The sequence below is a fragment of the Mucilaginibacter sp. 22184 genome (assembly GCF_052045695.1).
Classification (GTDB): Bacteria; Bacteroidota; Bacteroidia; order Sphingobacteriales; family Sphingobacteriaceae; genus Mucilaginibacter.
Genome location: NZ_JBQEPI010000001.1, coordinates 213613 through 230427, shown reverse-complemented (window position 1 = coordinate 230427; position 16815 = coordinate 213613). Strand labels below are relative to the sequence as shown.

The 16815-nt window shown below is 44.0% G+C and carries 13 protein-coding genes; 7 read left to right on the top strand and 6 right to left on the bottom strand.

The window, feature by feature from the left end; all coding sequences use genetic code 11:
- Positions 1–27: 27 nt before the first annotated feature.
- On the bottom strand, positions 28–615 hold the full coding sequence (locus tag ACTJKG_RS00940; RefSeq protein ID WP_172336121.1) for a TetR/AcrR family transcriptional regulator: 588 nt from the start codon (positions 613–615) through the stop codon (positions 28–30).
- Positions 616–805: 190 nt separating this feature from the next.
- On the opposite strand from ACTJKG_RS00940, the gene ACTJKG_RS00935 reads away from it, so the two are divergent.
- Positions 806–1801, top strand: coding sequence for a serine hydrolase domain-containing protein (locus tag ACTJKG_RS00935; RefSeq protein ID WP_172336122.1), 996 nt, complete (start codon positions 806–808; stop codon positions 1799–1801).
- Between the two features lie 12 nt (positions 1802–1813).
- Here ACTJKG_RS00935 and ACTJKG_RS00930 read toward each other — a convergent pair whose 3' ends face one another.
- The 3 genes from ACTJKG_RS00930 to ACTJKG_RS00920 form a co-directional block, all read right to left on the bottom strand.
- On the bottom strand, positions 1814–3544 hold the full coding sequence (locus tag ACTJKG_RS00930) for an amidohydrolase family protein (protein WP_172336123.1): 1731 nt from the start codon (positions 3542–3544) through the stop codon (positions 1814–1816).
- 550 nt (positions 3545–4094) lie between these two features.
- Positions 4095–5093, bottom strand: coding sequence for a polysaccharide deacetylase family protein (locus tag ACTJKG_RS00925; RefSeq protein ID WP_440738099.1), 999 nt, complete (start codon positions 5091–5093; stop codon positions 4095–4097).
- Positions 5074–5610, bottom strand: a complete 537-nt coding sequence (locus ACTJKG_RS00920; RefSeq protein ID WP_172336125.1) for a hypothetical protein — start codon at positions 5608–5610, stop codon at positions 5074–5076. The genes ACTJKG_RS00925 and ACTJKG_RS00920 overlap by 20 nt, the downstream gene beginning before the upstream one ends.
- A 71-nt stretch (positions 5611–5681) precedes the next feature.
- Here ACTJKG_RS00920 and ACTJKG_RS00915 point away from each other — a divergent pair, with 71 nt between their 5' ends.
- On the top strand, positions 5682–6416 hold the full coding sequence (locus tag ACTJKG_RS00915) for a pyridoxine 5'-phosphate synthase (RefSeq protein WP_172336126.1): 735 nt from the start codon (positions 5682–5684) through the stop codon (positions 6414–6416).
- Between the two features lie 159 nt (positions 6417–6575).
- Here the strand turns inward: ACTJKG_RS00915 and ACTJKG_RS00910 are convergent, their stop codons facing one another.
- A complete protein-coding gene (locus ACTJKG_RS00910) occupies positions 6576–7136 on the bottom strand; it encodes a GNAT family N-acetyltransferase (RefSeq protein WP_440738098.1) in 561 nt (186 codons plus the stop codon).
- A gap of 334 nt (positions 7137–7470) precedes the next feature.
- Between ACTJKG_RS00910 and gcvP the strand changes: the two genes are divergently transcribed.
- Positions 7471–10362: an aminomethyl-transferring glycine dehydrogenase gene (gene gcvP, locus ACTJKG_RS00905; RefSeq protein ID WP_440738097.1), complete on the top strand. Its 2892-nt coding sequence runs from the start codon at positions 7471–7473 to the stop codon at positions 10360–10362.
- 652 nt (positions 10363–11014) lie between these two features.
- On the top strand, positions 11015–11413 hold the full coding sequence (locus ACTJKG_RS00900; RefSeq protein ID WP_440738096.1) for a response regulator: 399 nt from the start codon (positions 11015–11017) through the stop codon (positions 11411–11413).
- Here the strand turns inward: ACTJKG_RS00900 and ACTJKG_RS00895 are convergent.
- Positions 11410–12177: an MBL fold metallo-hydrolase gene (locus ACTJKG_RS00895; protein WP_440738095.1), complete on the bottom strand. Its 768-nt coding sequence runs from the start codon at positions 12175–12177 to the stop codon at positions 11410–11412. The genes ACTJKG_RS00900 and ACTJKG_RS00895 overlap by 4 nt on opposite strands.
- Before the next feature lie 134 nt (positions 12178–12311).
- Here ACTJKG_RS00895 and recJ point away from each other — a divergent pair, with 134 nt between their 5' ends.
- The 3 genes from recJ (at position 12312) to ACTJKG_RS00880 (ending at position 16558) form a co-directional block, all read left to right on the top strand.
- On the top strand, positions 12312–14009 hold the full coding sequence (gene recJ, locus ACTJKG_RS00890) for a single-stranded-DNA-specific exonuclease RecJ (RefSeq protein WP_440738094.1): 1698 nt from the start codon (positions 12312–12314) through the stop codon (positions 14007–14009).
- 124 nt (positions 14010–14133) lie between these two features.
- Positions 14134–14874, top strand: coding sequence for an LPS export ABC transporter ATP-binding protein (gene lptB / locus ACTJKG_RS00885; RefSeq protein WP_172336132.1), 741 nt, complete (start codon positions 14134–14136; stop codon positions 14872–14874).
- Positions 14875–15034: 160 nt separating this feature from the next.
- Positions 15035–16558 carry a GH3 auxin-responsive promoter family protein gene (locus tag ACTJKG_RS00880; protein ID WP_440738093.1) on the top strand — a complete coding sequence of 508 codons (1524 nt, stop codon included), beginning with the start codon at positions 15035–15037 and terminating at the stop codon, positions 16556–16558.
- The last annotated feature ends 257 nt before the right edge of the window (positions 16559–16815 follow it).

The window sequence follows — 16815 nt, the reverse complement described above, 5'->3', positions numbered from 1 at the left end:
AAATGGTATGTTTTGAGATAAAAATTTTTACTGTAGTTGATTTAAGTATTTTTTTAGTTCATGGAGATAGGAATGATAACACGCGGTGCCTAAGAGCTTGCCTATGTTGCGTACCCCGCCGTAGCCCGCGGTTATAAAACAAGCTACCTGTTCGGCATTTACATCTGGTTTAATACTACCTGTATTCTTGCCATTGTTAACATTGGTTATAATTGCTTTTTGCCATTGTAATATGAGCTTTGATAAGGCCTGTTTAAAAGCCTCATTTAAGGGAGCCATTTCCTCAATCAGGTTTACCGCCGGGCAGCCATATTTGACCTGAAAAAAAGGTGATTTTAAAAGCAGATTATGCATCATTAAATAAAGCTCCTCAACAGGATTGGTCGAGTTGTTAAGCGGAGTTACCAAAACGTCGTACATCCCGGGGTACATGATCTCCTGAATCATAGCCAGGCCCATTTCTTCTTTATTTTTAAAATGGTAAAAGAAAGCCCCCTTGGTAACCGGGCTATCAACAAGTATATCATCAATACTGGTAGCCTGATAGCCCTTTTGGTATATCAGGCTAAATGCTCTTCGCAATATACCTGATCGGGTGTTTTCTGCTTTAGTCATAAAAGATACTACTTAGTATGTTTTATGCAAACATACTAAGTAGTACGAAAATTACAAGGGCGATTTTTATTCAGGACATTTAAATGACTTTAGCCAGTGTAAAACCTATACAAACGTCAGTCGTCAAAACCCTGATCCCATTGGTCAAAACGTGATGTTACTTTCGGGAATCACTGCTTATCTTTAATCTATGAAAAGAATCGCGCTCTTCCTGGTTCTGTGTTTTATCAGCTATGTTCAAAGCTTTGCTCAGGTACATGTTGATACTGTTGGATACATCAAAAACAATCCACTCATTTACTCCCTGGTTATTTCCAAGAACAATAAGATTATCCATCAGCAGTATTTTAACGGGCAGGATAGCACTACCTTATTTAATGACCAGTCGCTTACCAAGAGTGTTACCGCTTTGCTCATTGGTATTGCTATTGACAAGGGTTACATCAAATCGGTAGATGAAAAGGTGGCCGACTTTTTCCCCGAGCTAAAATTCGATACCGATAAACGAAAACAGGATATCACCATTAGGCAGGTTATGAATCAGGCCTCCGGTTTTTATCACGAAGGCATCAATGTAGGTGCCTTGTTGAATATTCCCGATCCATCGGGCTATGTGATCAAAGCACCGCTGGTATCCGAGCCAGGAAAAGTATTCCGCTACAATAACGCGGCTACGCATTTGCTATCGGTCATCCTTACTAAAAGCACGGGGATGGATACCCGCGCATTCGCCAGAAAATCCCTGTTTGATCCATTGGGTATCACCCGTTTCGACTGGAAAAAAATGAACGACGGTTACTACGATGGCTGCGGACTGCTGAGCATCCGCCTGCGCTCGGTTGATATGCTGAAATTGGGTAACCTGGTTTTAAATAATGGTAAATATCATAGCCGTCAAATTGTCCCGGCTAAATGGATAGCTTCCATCATCAACCCCGAAGTTACCTACAAAACACCCTGGGGACTGGATAACTCCCTGTATGGCCTATGCTGGTACCATGCTGATTACGAGGGTACAGAAATAGTCTATGCCCTGGGCTGGGGCGGACAGTTTATGTTTGTGATCCCTTCCCTAAAAGTAGTCATCATGACCAACTCCAGCGTGGCCGACGCTACAGCTATTAAGCAAGCAGCCTTAATCACCGGGAAGCTTTTACCAGAATTATTGAAACAGTTAAAAAACTAACCAAGCTCGCAATTACTCTATAAAATAAACCTTCTTTATCTTATTGTTTTCAATATGATAAATGGCAATGGCATCCAGTTGTTTGCCTTTGCCAAAGCCAGTTACGCGTTCGTGATCAATTATGGTGTTCCCTTTTATAATCCGGTTTTGTATTTCGCAATGGAGGGCCGGTACACGTTCAAAAAACGCAGAGTATTGTTTGCGCATGTTTTCTTTCCCTTTTCCTATAAGTTTATCCGGAAAGGTATATAGCTCCACATCATCAGCATAGGGCTCTAAAAAAGCATCAACATTTCTCACGTTGTAGGCGTTTAACTGGCGCTGCACCAGGGCCAGTGGGGTTTCTTTGATCAAGGTATCCGGCGAAATGACATGACCTTTGTTGATCACCAGGCTTATTTTCTGCAGGTTGTCCAGTTGATCAGCAGGGTTGCCGTTCAATAATACCAAATCGGCTTTTTTGCCTTTCTCTATACTGCCAAATTCTTTGTCTTTACCAATAGCTTTGGCGCCGTTGATCGTAGCCGACTGGATTACCTGCCAGTTGCTCATACCTGCCTGTTGCATAGTCTTTAACTCCGTAAAAAGCGAAGAGGCATGTTGGGTGCCAATATTACCCGCGTCGGTACCGGCCGCGATGATGACGCCTGCATCGGCCATTTTTTTGAGGTTCACCATCCGGATAGAATCGGTTGTCGCGGCGGCTTTTGCTCGGGCTATTCCCACTGCTTTATAACGACCGGTCAAAACGGTATCACCTAAATGTTTCAGATCGCTTATAGAGCCAATTTGTTTAGGATTGGCCTGGGTGAGCTCGGCATAAGAATAATCCTTTTTTTGCGCATAGGTACCGAAGTAGCCATCCATCACAATGAGTGTGGGGCAAAGCACTACTTTGTTTTTCTTGAGCAGGTTGATGAAATCGGTAGATACCACTTCGTCTTCTATCTCATGAACCAGGTAATCGCAGCCACTCTCAACGGCCAGCTGAGCTGTTAATCTTTCGGTAGCGTGCACAGCAACCCGGAGGTGATTTTTATGTGCTTCGTCAATAATGGCTTTTACGGCAGGCTGGTATTTTTTTGCTTCTTCCTCTTTGTTTTTGCCCAGTACGATATACCATATCTTGATAAAATCGGGCCGGTGAGGTAGTTGGCCTTCCAGCAAATTAGTGGCCTCGGTAGCATTGGTAAACAGGTTAAATGGTTCCTCGTTTTTTAAGTTCTTGTATACTTCCGGCTCGTAGGTGGTTAGCAATGGTCCGGCCATGTAGATAGCCGGGGCGTAACTTTTATTAGCGAAAGTATCGCGCTGGGCCAGGTAGCTAAAATTGGCTCCGGGATCAATAACGGTGGTGATGCCGGCACGGGTATAGCGGCGCAGAAAATCTTCCATGTGCTGGTGAGTCCAGGCTATTTCCTGATCATAGGGCGTATATTTTTGCAGGGCGAGGGCATCTGGGCGGGCATACAGGCCGCCGCTTTGGAAAAAATGCACATGCGAGTCGGTCAATCCTGGTATCAGGAATTTTCCTTCGCCATTGATCACGGTAGCGGTTCCGGGAATTTTTACGGTTGCCGGGTAGATACCCGAAATGATATCGCCGGTGATGGTTACCGTTCGTGCAGGTAGCAGTTTATTTTGAGTAACATCAACCAGGGTTACATTTGTAATATAGGTTTGGCAAAATCCGGGCAGGGCCCAAATACATGCAATGCAGAACAGAGCGAATTTGATTTTCATAGGTTTTTATTTAGGTAAGATAGATGGCAGATGCTAATTTAATATTTATAAAACAGATGTAGTAACGGGTGACGGAATTACCCGGAGGGAGGCTGTTAAAAAACTTTTTAAACCTCAAATTTTAACACTTTTTTAGTAAAAAACAGGGTGAAAACGATTCGCTTTTGACCATTTTAACTAAATTTTAACGCCATTTTAACACTTTTTAACAAATTTTTGATGGGTTTTTAAAACTTTAAAAAGTAAGAAATAATTGATTGTCAAATAACTCTATGTCAAGTAGTCGGTTTTTGAGCTGTTTTTCTCTTAAACCAAACAGCCCGGTTTCCTGATGAAAGGAGACCGGGCTGTTGGTTGATATAAATGTACGGAAAATTGGGGTAAGGTTTGGTGACGGGGCTTTGCGTTGTTGAACGAAGAGGATGAAGTTCGGGCGTCATTGCGTAGCGTGGCAATCCCCGACTTATAGAGACGCTCTGCCAATTGGGGATTGCCACGTTGTTCCTCCTCGCAATGACGCGTTTTTTAAAATAGGCGGTGTGGCTAATTTTCAATTACTCCCCTCAAATTCCTCCTCCACACTTTCCCTTAAATCATACAGCAGCCATTGTTTTTTGGCGATGGAGCCGGCTTCGGATTTCAATAGTTTGATAAAATCATTTACGCCGGTGGGTTCGTTGCCATTGCCGTGGATGAGTACAATACTGCCGGCTTGTGGTTGCTGCCCTTTGGCCAGCCAGGCATCGGTGCCAATGGGGATGAGGCCATAATCGGTGAGTTTATACACCAGTTGCTGATCGGATACCAAACCCGGGAACCTGAAAAATACCGACGGCAGCAAACCGTTTTTGAGCATGGCCTTTTCGGTTTCCAGTATCTCGTAGTTCATATCGGTACCGGGTTCCAGCAAAAAGTTTTCTTTGAGCGGGGCTTTGGCATTTACCCGGTGATTGAAAGAATGGTTGATCCAGGTGATATAGATCTCGCGTTTGGCCTGCATTTGCTTGAGCCATTCCAGGTCCTGCGGGTGCTGGCGCATCCACACACCGGTAACCGAGAGGGCGATGGGCGCCGGGCGTTCTACTTTCTGAAATTCCGTAAAAATGTCGGTAAAAATCCGTCGGTCGAGTGGGCGGTGCGAAGGGCAAAGATCAGCGGTTAAACTGATACCTGTTTCTTTAGGGATACCGCTTTCAATGCCCGCGTCTTGCAGGGCTACGGATTGTTTTTCGGCTTTGCGCAGCGCTTTCTGGTAAGGTGTGCTTTTGAAAAAGTCGCGCGCCTCGGTAATGGTCATGGGTTTTACCTGGTAAAAATTGGGCTCGTCAATTTTGGTGACCAGGGTTTGCGGGTTTACCAGCAGATAGTAGGTTTTGCCTTCGTTTTCAAACTGGCGCAGTATCATCCAATCCTGCGGGGCATGATGCGCCCAGCCGTAAAAAGGTTTGTAGTTTTCTATTTTACGATAGTTGGCTTGCGCGGCGGCTTTGTATTGTAAACCACTTAAAATTAATATTGCGAGCAGGTATTTAAGCAGGGGTTTGTTCATTTTTATTCGAATTCCAGTTTTTGCCGGTAAGTATAGCGGTTATTACCAATATCAGCATAAAAACTATAAAAATAGCAGGAGTAATTTGCTTAAAGTGTTTAATGATATCGGCGTATTGACCAAATTTAGGGTAAGGTATTGGTGTTGCATTGGGAGAATTATAGAAGCGTCGTGGAGAGGTAATCCAGCCCTGTTGAAGTAAACTATTTACAAATATGGATAGGAAATATATTTTTACAAGAAACAAAAAGGTAGTAGTAATGAGTATCAGGTTCTGGAAATTTCTTTTGTAGTTTTTAAATCCTTCTTTAACGATGTAAATTAAAGTAACTAACATTAGAAAAAAAGACGTAGTAATAGAAAACGGTGCTATTACAATATAGGTATCATGCATATTAATATCCAAACTGGCGTTGCTCCCCAAGTTATTGCCTGTCAATATAGAAACCAATAACCATGTTGCTATATAAATAACAATTAGAATAATAACTTCGGTGATAATGGGTTTAAGTTTCATAACTTAAAGATAAAAACTTAGTAAATAAGATTAGGTTTAGTATTGTATAAATGATGTATTAACTTTGAACCATGACCCGCTTATCTGTCAATATCAACAAAATAGCTACCCTGCGCAACTCGCGCGGCGGTAATAACCCCGACCTGATACAAGTAGCCAAAGATTGTGAACGTTTTGGCGCCCAGGGCATCACCGTACATCCCCGCCCCGATGAAAGGCACATCCGCTACAACGATGTTTTTGAACTGAAAAAGATCGTAACCACCGAGTTCAACATCGAGGGCAACTGCCAGGAACAAAAATTTATCGACCTGGTACTGGCCAACAAACCCGAGCAGGTGACCCTGGTACCTGATGTATTGGGACAGATCACCTCCAACCACGGCTGGGATACCATCACCAATTATCATTATTTAAAAGATATGATAGCGGTTTTTAAGGAAGCCGGTATCCGCGTATCCATATTTGTTGATCCGATAGCCAAAATGGTAGAGGGCGCTGCCAAAACCGGTACCGACCGTATTGAGCTATATACCGAAGGCTATGCCACGCATTACCACCAGGGCCGCGAACTGGCTATAGCACCCTACATTGAAGCTGCCGAAGCGGCGCAGGCTGCGGGCCTGGGTATCAACGGCGGGCATGATCTTGATCTGCACAACCTGAGGTACTTTGCCGAGCATGTTCCCGGTTTGCAGGAAGTAAGCATAGGCCACGCGCTTATCAGCGATGCCCTTTATTACGGCCTGGAAAACACCATCCAGCAATACCTGCGGCAACTGGTCCCGGCCGAGACGGATCTTTGATTTTGATTTCGGATGTGGGATTTATCTGAACCTTGATTTATAGGATTACAAGATTGCCTTGATTCTATTTACAGAAAATCCTTAAATCCAATAATCAGGAAAATCAAGGTTCAGAGAAAATTTCAAATCCGAATCGAACATCCGAGTTCCGAAATCATGTTATCCATCCATCAGCTTTCCCAATAATATCGCTTTTTCTTGCTCGGGTACAGATGCGGGATCATACAGGAATGAGTGGACACCGCAAATTTCAAATCCATTTTTAAGATAAAAATCAATTGCAGGTGTATTGGTGCTTTGTGTTTCCAGTTCTATAAGCCGTATCTTTTGTTCTGTAGCTGTAAGTGTCATTCTGTTTAACAGCAATGTTCCAATGCCCATTTTTCTATGGCTATCAGCAACTTCAATATAATCTACCCACAGCGAATTATTCCATGCGCGTTTTTGGGCAATGGCAACCCCAATCAGCCGGTCGTTTTCAAAAGCACCCAGGGAAAGTTTTTCGGTAATTAATTCGGCGTAATGATCTGTGTCCTCCTGGGTATAAGTCCAGCGTTTAATATAAGGCTGCTCCAGTTTTACCCTGGTTAATTTAATAGTAAACTCATTTTCATGCTGAGTTCTGCTGAGCTGGTATATCTCATGAGCATGATAACCGCTAAAGCCAAAAGAATGTTGGTCGGCCAAAGTAAATTCTTTTAGTGTTTTTATTGTTATCATGGTTTACTGTAGGTATTCAATTCTTATCTAAAGATAGGCCGAATTCTTAATATTAGGTTGGAAGGAATATCCAATACGCAATATCGAATGTTGAATAATGAGATCTGAACCTTGATTTTCCTGATGATAGGATTAAAGGATTTTTGTGGATATGAATCAAGGTGATCTTATAATCCTATGAATCAAGGTTCAGATAAAAGAAACTAAATCCCACATCCCAAATTCCGAAATCCCCCTCCCTCCCTGTAAACCCTTTGTCAATAATATATTAGACAATTGTTACTCATGTTGTAAAACTGTACCTTTGCGGTAAATTTAGAGGGACACTTGATTCATGATGTTGAACGCAGACTACCAGGAGAAGTTTCAGTCGAGACATATTGCTCCAAATGAGGCCGATACGGCTAAAATGTTAAAAACCATCGGGGTAAAATCATTGGATGAGCTTATAGCGCAAACCGTGCCCGACAGGATCCGTTTGAAAGCACCGCTTAATTTACCACCCGCCAAAAGCGAATTTGATTATCTGAACACTTTAAAGCAAACCGCTTCTAAAAACAAAGTTTTCAAATCGTACATCGGTAAAGGTTATTACGATGTGATTGTACCCGGAGTAATTCAGCGCAATATCCTGGAAAACCCAGGATGGTACACGCAGTACACGCCATACCAGGCCGAGATTGCCCAGGGCCGTTTACAGGCGCTGCTCAACTTCCAGACCATGGTGGTTGATCTTACCGGAATGGAAATTGCCAATGCCTCGTTGCTGGACGAAGGTACTGCCGCTGCCGAAGCGATGTTTATGCAGTACAGTCTGCGTAAAAACAGCGACGCCAATGTGTTCTTCGTATCTGAGGAACTGTTCCCGCAAACTATTGATATTTTAAAAACACGTTCGGAACCTTATGGTATCGAACTGCAAATAGGTGATCACCGTACGGTTGAATTAACCGAAAAAATGTTCGGCGCTATTGTACAATACCCTGCCGGTAACGGCGCGGTTTATAACTATGCCGACTTTGCCGCTAAGGGACATGAAAAAGGTATTAAACTAACCGTTGTTGCCGATATCATGAGCCTGGTGCTGTTAACCCCTCCGGGCGAATGGGGTGCCGATATTGTGGTTGGTTCTTCACAACGTTTTGGTGTACCAATGGGCTTTGGTGGTCCGCATGCCGCGTTTTTTGCTACTAAAGAAGAGTATAAGCGCTCTATTCCGGGCCGTATAATCGGTGTTACTATTGATAGCGCCGGTAATTACGCGCTGCGTATGGCGCTGCAAACCCGCGAGCAGCATATCCGCCGTGATAAAGCGACTTCAAATATCTGTACAGCGCAGGCTTTGCTGGCTATTATGGCCGGTATGTATGCCGTGTATCATGGTCCGCAAGGGGTTAAATTAATTGCCGAACGTATCCACGGCTTAACCGTGCTATTGGCGAAAGCTCTTGGCGAATTAGGTTACGAGCAACTGAACGAATCGTACTTTGATACCCTGAAGTTTGATGTTGCTCATTTAGCTGGTCCTATCCATTCAGAGGCGTTAAATAACGAAATGAACCTGAGCTATAACGGTTCGGTAGTGACCATTTCGCTTGATGAAACTACTTCTGTTGAAGATGTTAAAACCCTGGTTAGATTTTTTGCCAAAGTAAAAGGTAAATCGCTTACCGATGTGAATATCGACGAGCTGAAAGCTAACCTGCAAACAGTTATTCCAGCTGATCTGCAACGTCAGTCGGCTTACTTAACCCATGCCATATTCAACACGCACCATTCAGAGCATGAAATGCTGCGTTATATCAAATCATTGGAAACCAAAGATCTTTCGCTTTGTCATTCCATGATCGCTTTGGGTTCATGTACCATGAAACTGAACGCTACCACCGAGATGGTGCCGGTTACCTGGGCCGAATTCAGCAAGATCCATCCATTTGCCCCTGCCGACCAGGTAGGCGGTTATATGCAGCTGTTTGATGAGATCAACAACTGGCTGAGCGAGATCACCGGTTTTGCCGCCATGAGCTTACAGCCAAACGCTGGAGCACAGGGCGAATACGCTGGTTTAATGGTTATTCGCGCTTATCACCATGACCGTGGAGATCATCACCGTAACATCGCTTTAATTCCATCATCAGCACACGGTACTAACCCTGCCTCGGCAGCTATGGCTGGTATGAAGATCGTAGTGGTAAAATGCGACGATAACGGTAACATCGATGTGGCTGATATGAAAGCCCGTGCCGAGCGATACAAAGACGAACTGTCCTGCTTAATGGTTACTTACCCATCTACTCACGGGGTATTTGAAGAGTCGATCATCGAGATCTGCGATATTATACACCAGAATGGTGGCCAGGTTTATATGGATGGCGCCAACATGAACGCGCAGGTAGGCTTAACAAGTCCGGCCAATATCGGTGCGGATGTTTGCCACCTTAACCTGCACAAAACCTTCTGTATACCACATGGTGGCGGCGGCCCTGGTATGGGTCCTATCGGTGTGGCTAAACACCTGGTTCCTTATTTACCGGGACATGCTGTGGTTGATATCGACAGGGGTAAATCTATCCATGCTGTATCTGCAGCTCCATGGGGTTCGGCTTCCATCCTGATCATATCACATGCTTATATAGCGATGATGGGCGGCGATGGTTTAACCAATGCCACACGTTACGCTATTTTGAACGCCAACTATATCAAAGCACGCCTGCAGGATCATTACCCGGTATTATACACTGGAGCCAATGGCCGTTGCGCGCATGAAATGATATTGGATTGCCGCTCATTTAAATCGTTTGGTATTGAGGTGACTGATATCGCTAAGCGTTTGATGGATTATGGTTTCCACGCGCCAACCGTATCGTTCCCGGTTGCGGGTACGGTAATGGTGGAGCCTACTGAATCGGAGCCTAAGCACGAGTTGGATCGTTTTTGTGACGCGATGATCGCCATCCGTCATGAGATTGCTGATGTAGCCGAAGGTGTATCGGATAAAGCCGATAACCCTTTAAAAAATGCCCCGCATACCGCTGCCGTAATTACCGGCAACGAATGGGAGCATAGCTATACCCGCCAGAAAGCGGCATTCCCGCTGCCTTATGTGGCCGCTTATAAATTCTGGCCATCTGTAGGCCGGGTTAATGATACCCACGGCGACCGGACGCTGATCTGTTCATGCCCACCGCTGGAAGATTACGCTTTTGAAGAAAGTGTGATTGAGTAAAAATAGATGTGCAGATTTCAGATGTGCGGATGTGCAAATGAAATCTGCTGTTGAATATTAAAATGAGCAGGTGGTTTAAAAACCATCTGCTCATTTTTATTAATGACTGAATTAGGGAGTTTTTATACCCGTGAAATCTCATTTACATATCCCAATATCTATAATCTGTACATCTTTGTATCATCTGCACATCCGCACATTTGCATATCTGCACATTTATAATAGTTTCTCTTCTTTTTAGTCATTTACTCTTTTATTGGTCATTTCATTCACTGATTTTTTTTCTGGTATTATTTGTATGTATTTTAAAATTTCAATACACCAATAATCTTTTCTTTTGCAATTAAAATGCGATACCGGAGCTTTAAATATTTGATTTTTAGCTTTTTTAACAGTATTTTTATTGTTGGAGAAGAAATTTACTAAAGCTTTACTGGGAAAATCCGATACACTTTAGCCTGATGTTTTTGCTGAGAAAAGTGGGTGGGTATAAAATAAACATACCACTTTGAGGTTATTAATACACCCGGTTAAAACAATCCCGGCGTTAACAACTTATAGGAATATAACTTTTTAATTTCACGTAGCGTATAAATACATCTATAAAAAGCACATCTATTTTAAATGCCTTATGACCATTAATGATAAACCTGTGAGTGTATTATTAATTGATGATGATGAGATAAATAATTTCATCTCCATTAAATTAATAAAAAAAGCGTTGCTTAATACCGAGATCATGGCATGTTTAAACGGAAAGTTTGCCATTGAGCAGTTATCGGATATACAACGGAAAGATCCGGAAAAGATGCCCGATTATATTTTGCTGGACATTAACATGCCTATTATGAACGGTTGGGAATTTTTGGACGAATATAAACGCCTGAATATCGACCCGCAAGGTAAAAGCAAAATTTATATCATTTCGTCATCAGTGTTTAGTAATGATATCAATAAGGCAAAATCATATCCGTTGGTAAAAGATTTTATATCAAAACCCCTCAACGTCGAAAAAATAAAAGAACTTTTTGAAGTAAGGAGCCACAATTAAGCGGGCTCAACTTTAAAATGTTCATCATTACGCGTTACCTTACCTATAGCGAATGATTTAGCATGATAAAACAGGCAGATCCATCCTTCAGCGGCTGCCTTTTTTCCATACTCTTCGCGTAACTGCATCGCCTTACGGCCATCCATATCATATTTAGCGATAAACTTTCTGATCAGCTGCTCAGGTTCAGGCAGTTCATCACCTCCAAAAAACACTTTTTTACCTTCCAGTTCAATCCAGAAAACCTGGTGATAAGGGCAGTGCCCGCCCGAGTGCTCATACCTGATGCCGGGCTGTAATTCGCCGCTGCCTTCCACAAAAGCAATATTGACTCCGCGGAGCGCCTCGAATATTTCTTTATGATAGGATGAGGATTTGCCCGCCAGACCGGTTTCCCATTCCTGGCGTTGTATCACGTGCTTTGCCTGCGGAAAGCTGGGCTCCAATTTGCCAGCCCGCTCTACAACCAAACCACCGGAGTGGTCATAATGCAGGTGCGACATCAACACCAGGGTAACATCCTCCGGGTCAAAACCTGCATTGCGTATATTTTGGTGCAGCAGTAATTCATCGCGTGTATCTTTAAAACCCAGCCCGGTATCCAGCACAATCAGGTCATTGTCGGTTTTGATCAGGAAGGGGTTAACGTGGATAAATAGTGATGCGGGGCGATCTTTGGGATTGTCGGTTTGCGGGTCAAAAGGAATAAATTTTTTGGTAGCATCAACCGAATAAGAGCCCTCACCTAACGCGAAAATTTCCATAGTGAAATAGTATCAAGTAGCCAGTATCAAGTATCACGACAAAATCTTTTTTCAAGTATTCAAAAATCTTGATACCTGATACTCGCTACTTGATACTAACTATAGTTATCTTTACTGTTTTTATTTGCAAATGTATGAATAAACGCTGGACGGTAAGGGATAACGCTGATCATGAAGTAGTCAAAAAATTAGCTGCCGACCTGAATATTGATGCCGTTTTGAGTACCCTGCTGGTTAACAGGGGTATAAGCACATTTGATGAAGCCCGTTACTTTTTCAGGCCCGATATCCTGCACCTGCATGACCCATTCCTGATGAAGGATATGGAAAAAGCTATAGAACGTATTGAAGATGCCATAGCCGCCGGCGAAAAAATACTGGTGTTTGGTGATTATGATGTGGATGGCACCACTGCCGTTGCTACGGTATATAGCTTTTTTAAGGATCGTTACGAAAACCTGGAGTATTATATCCCCGATCGTTATAAAGAAGGTTATGGGATATCAACCCAGGGCATTGATTATGCGGCCGATAATGGTTTTACCCTCATCATAGCGCTCGACTGCGGTATTAAATCGGTTGATAAAATTGAGTATGCTAATACCCGGGGAGTTGATTTCATTATCTGTGATCACCACCTTCCGGGTGCCGAACTACCTGCGGCCGTAGCCATACTTGATCCTAAGCGGAATGATTGCGAGTACCCTTATAAAGAACTTTCGGGCTGCGGTATTGGCTTTAAGCTGATACAGGCTTATGCCGAAACACATGATATACCCTTTGAAGAGGTCGCCCGTTATCTTGACCTGGTGGCTATCAGCATATCCTGCGATATTGTACACATCACCGGCGAAAACCGTACACTGGCCCATTTCGGTTTGCAAAAGATCAATACCGATCCGTGCATGGGTGTGAAAACCCTGGTAGAGATTGCCGGCAGAACAGGCAGCCTCACCATATCAGATGTGGTGTTTTTGCTGGGCCCCCGTATTAATGCCGCCGGGCGGATAGATGACGCCAAACACGCGGTTGAACTATTGATAGCCTGCGACGAAAAACTGGCCCGCGAGAAAGGTATGATGATCAATACCCATAACGCCGAACGTAAAGGGCACGACGTGGATATTACCGGCGAGGCTTTAAATATGATCGATAGCGATGCAGAACTGATCAGCCGTAAATCAACCGTGGTTTTTAACGAACACTGGCATAAAGGGGTAATCGGTATTGTAGCATCGCGCCTTACCGAAAAATATTACCGGCCAACCATTGTGCTTACCCGCTCCAACGGGCATGTAGCAGGCTCGGCCCGGTCGGTATTGGGATATGATCTTTATGAGGCCCTGTGCGAATGTAAGGATCTGCTCATACAATTTGGCGGCCACAAATATGCAGCTGGCTTAACTATGGAGCCCGAAAACGTGGAAGCTTTTAAAACGCGCTTTGAAGAAGTGGTAAGCGCTACCATATCGCCCGAACAATTGATACAGCAGATACAAATTGACGCCGAATTACGTTTAAGCCAGATAGAACCCAAATTTTTCCGGATCCTGAACCAGTTTGCACCGTTCGGGCCCGAAAATATGGCGCCGGTTTTTATCAGTAAAAATGTGTATGTTAACGGCAATGCCGCACTGGTAGGTTCGGCTCATATCAAAATGTCGGTGATGCAGGAAAATTCGGCCGCTTTTGATTGTATCGCCTTTAACCATGGCGAATATCTGTCGCAGTTAAAGCCGGGCGTGCCATTTGATATTTGCTATACCATTGAAGAAAACGTGTGGCGCGAAAGACGTACTATACAATTGAATATAAAAGGAATAAGGGTTTAAGTTAAGTCAAAATTAAAAATTCAAAAGTCAAAAATTGATCGGCTTTTGGAGTGTACATGTAAGTTGAAGCTTAAGTTGGAAACGTGTTTTTTGACTTTTGACTTTTGACTTTTGAATTTACAACATGATATTAAGAGCAGACCATTTAGTAAAAAAATATAAGCAGCGCACGGTTGTTAACGATGTATCGTTTGAGGTATCACAGGGCGAAATTGTAGGTTTGCTAGGGCCTAATGGTGCGGGTAAAACCACATCGTTTTATATGATCGTGGGTTTGATAAAACCTAACGAGGGTGTTATTCACCTGGATGATCAGGATATCACGCAGGACCCCATGTATCGCCGGGCACAAAAGGGTATCGGTTACCTGGCACAGGAGGCCTCGGTATTCCGGAAGCTTTCTGTTGAAGACAATATCAAGGCGGTACTGGAAATGGGTAAAATGACCACGGAGCGCCAACGCGATAAACTGGAAGAACTGATTGATGAGTTCAGTTTACATAAGGTGCGCAAAAACAGGGGCGACCTGTTATCGGGCGGTGAACGCCGCCGTACCGAAATTGCCCGAGCCCTGGCTGCTGAGCCCAACTTTATTTTACTGGATGAACCCTTTGCCGGTGTGGATCCGATTGCGGTTGAAGAGATCCAGTCGATGGTAGCCAAGTTAAAACACCGCAACATAGGTATCCTCATCACCGACCACAACGTACAGGAAACCCTATCCATCACCGACCGTGCTTACCTGCTTTTTGAAGGTAAGATACTGGAATCGGGCGTTCCGGAAGTATTGGCCGAAAATGAAATGGTACGTAAGGTATATCTGGGTGCAAATTTTGTTTTGAAAAGAAAAGTATTCCCTCAATGATAGAGTCAGGAATCAAGAGCCAAGAATCAGGAAAATAATAATACGCTTAGTAAGAGTTTTTCTCGTCTTGATTCTTGACTCTTACTATCTTGCCTCTAAAATTGTTTTATTTTTTTTCCTATCTTGACTCTTGATTCTTATATCTTGATTCTCCCTATCTATGACGATCTTTAACTCCGTATTTACCTGGTTCATGAAAAAGCGTATCCACCAGATAGAGCTTTTTATGAAGTACCCTAATGAGGTGCAGGAGGAGTGGTTTGAACAACTAATATCGGGCGCCGAAAGCACCGAATGGGGCCGCAAATACCAGTATAAAAGTATCGAAAACCTCAATCAGTTTAAAGAACGGGTACCCATACAGAACTATGATACGCTTAAGCCTTATATCGAGCGTATGCTTATGGGCGAAAAAAATGTATTGTGGCCCTCAGAGATCCGCTGGTTTGCCAAGTCATCGGGAACTACTAACGACAGGAGCAAGTTTATCCCCGTGAGTGAGGAAGCGCTGGAAGAATGCCATTTTAAAGGCGGTAAGGATCTGCTCACCATTTATTTTAATAACCAGCCCAATGCCCGCATGTTCACCGGGAAGATATTGACATTGGGCGGCAGTCACCAGATGAGCCAGCTGAGTGCCGATACTTCATTTGGCGATCTTTCGGCCGTGATTATGAAAAACCTGCCCCTTTGGGCCGAGTTTCACCGCACGCCCGACCTGGACATAGCCCTGCTGGAAAACTTTGAAGAAAAAATTGAAAAGATAGCTCAGGCCACCAAGGATGTGAATGTAACCAGCATCAGCGGGGTGCCTACCTGGAACCTGGTGCTGTTTAAACGTATACTGGAAATTACCGGCAAAAAAAACCTGCTCGAAGTATGGCCAAACCTGGAGATGTACTTTCATGGGGCGGTTAATTTTACCCCATATCGCGAGCAGTTTAAAACGCTGATCCCGAGTGATGATATGTATTACCTGGAGAACTATAATGCCTCAGAGGGCTTCTTTGGCATTCAGGATACTAAAGAGCCGGGTGATATGCTGCTGATGCTGGATTATGGCATATTCTACGAGTTTTTGCCGCTGGAAAACCTGCACGATGAGCACCCCAAAACGCTTACGCTCGACGAGGTAGAGCTCGATAAGAACTACGCGCTTATTATAACTACCAACGCCGGTTTGTGGCGTTATATGATCGGCGATACTATCCGGTTTTCGTCGTTGTCGCCCTTCCGGATACAGGTAACCGGGCGTACCAAACATTACATCAACGCCTTTGGCGAAGAGGTGATCATTGACAATGCTGAGCGCGCCCTGGAAGAGGCCTGCCGCCAAACCGGCGCCATCATCAAAGAATACACAGCGGCACCGGTTTATTTTAATGGTAACGACTGTGGCGCGCACGAATGGATCATTGAGTTTGAGAAGAAACCCGCCGAATTTGAACGCTTTGTTGATCTGCTTGATGAAACCCTGCGCCGCATCAACTCCGATTATGATGCCAAGCGTTTTAAAGATATGGCCCTGCGCCGACCTATTGTTCGTCGTGCCCCCGAAGGCACTTTCTTCAACTGGATGAAAGAAAAGGGTAAATTGGGTGGTCAGCATAAAGTACCCCGCCTGGCCAACAACCGCGAATACATTGACGCCATTTTGAAAATGATGGAACCGGTGGGGAGTTAGAAGTAAGAGATAAGAATCAGGAGATAGGATTATGCTGTTGCTCGTCGGCCGGAGGCCGGGAAATAACGGTCACTCGGCTGGAGCCGATCGACTGCGGAGGAGAGACGACCAAAGGATTAAGTAAAACAATAAAACAGAATAAAAATAGCAGCCACCGCTCGGCTCCAGCCGAGTGACCGATATTACCCGGCCTCCGGCCGATAGCAAAACCACAAAAAAAGCCCTGCATAAAAAATATGCAGGGCCCATAGTAATAT

Excerpts from the sequence above, each read along its gene's own strand:
- ACTJKG_RS00940 (WP_172336121.1), bottom strand. The coding sequence starts at position 615 with ATGACTAAAGCAGAAAACACCCGATCAGGTATATTGCGAAGAGCATTT.
- ACTJKG_RS00935 (WP_172336122.1), top strand. The coding sequence starts at position 806 with ATGAAAAGAATCGCGCTCTTCCTGGTTCTGTGTTTTATCAGCTATGTT.
- ACTJKG_RS00930 (WP_172336123.1), bottom strand. The coding sequence starts at position 3,544 with ATGAAAATCAAATTCGCTCTGTTCTGCATTGCATGTATTTGGGCCCTG.
- ACTJKG_RS00925 (WP_440738099.1), bottom strand. The coding sequence starts at position 5,093 with ATGAACAAACCCCTGCTTAAATACCTGCTCGCAATATTAATTTTAAGT.
- ACTJKG_RS00920 (WP_172336125.1), bottom strand. The coding sequence starts at position 5,610 with ATGAAACTTAAACCCATTATCACCGAAGTTATTATTCTAATTGTTATT.
- ACTJKG_RS00915 (WP_172336126.1), top strand. The coding sequence starts at position 5,682 with ATGACCCGCTTATCTGTCAATATCAACAAAATAGCTACCCTGCGCAAC.
- ACTJKG_RS00910 (WP_440738098.1), bottom strand. The coding sequence starts at position 7,136 with ATGATAACAATAAAAACACTAAAAGAATTTACTTTGGCCGACCAACAT.
- gcvP (WP_440738097.1), top strand. The coding sequence starts at position 7,471 with ATGATGTTGAACGCAGACTACCAGGAGAAGTTTCAGTCGAGACATATT.
- ACTJKG_RS00895 (WP_440738095.1), bottom strand. The coding sequence starts at position 12,177 with ATGGAAATTTTCGCGTTAGGTGAGGGCTCTTATTCGGTTGATGCTACC.
- recJ (WP_440738094.1), top strand. The coding sequence starts at position 12,312 with ATGAATAAACGCTGGACGGTAAGGGATAACGCTGATCATGAAGTAGTC.
- lptB (WP_172336132.1), top strand. The coding sequence starts at position 14,134 with ATGATATTAAGAGCAGACCATTTAGTAAAAAAATATAAGCAGCGCACG.
- ACTJKG_RS00880 (WP_440738093.1), top strand. The coding sequence starts at position 15,035 with ATGACGATCTTTAACTCCGTATTTACCTGGTTCATGAAAAAGCGTATC.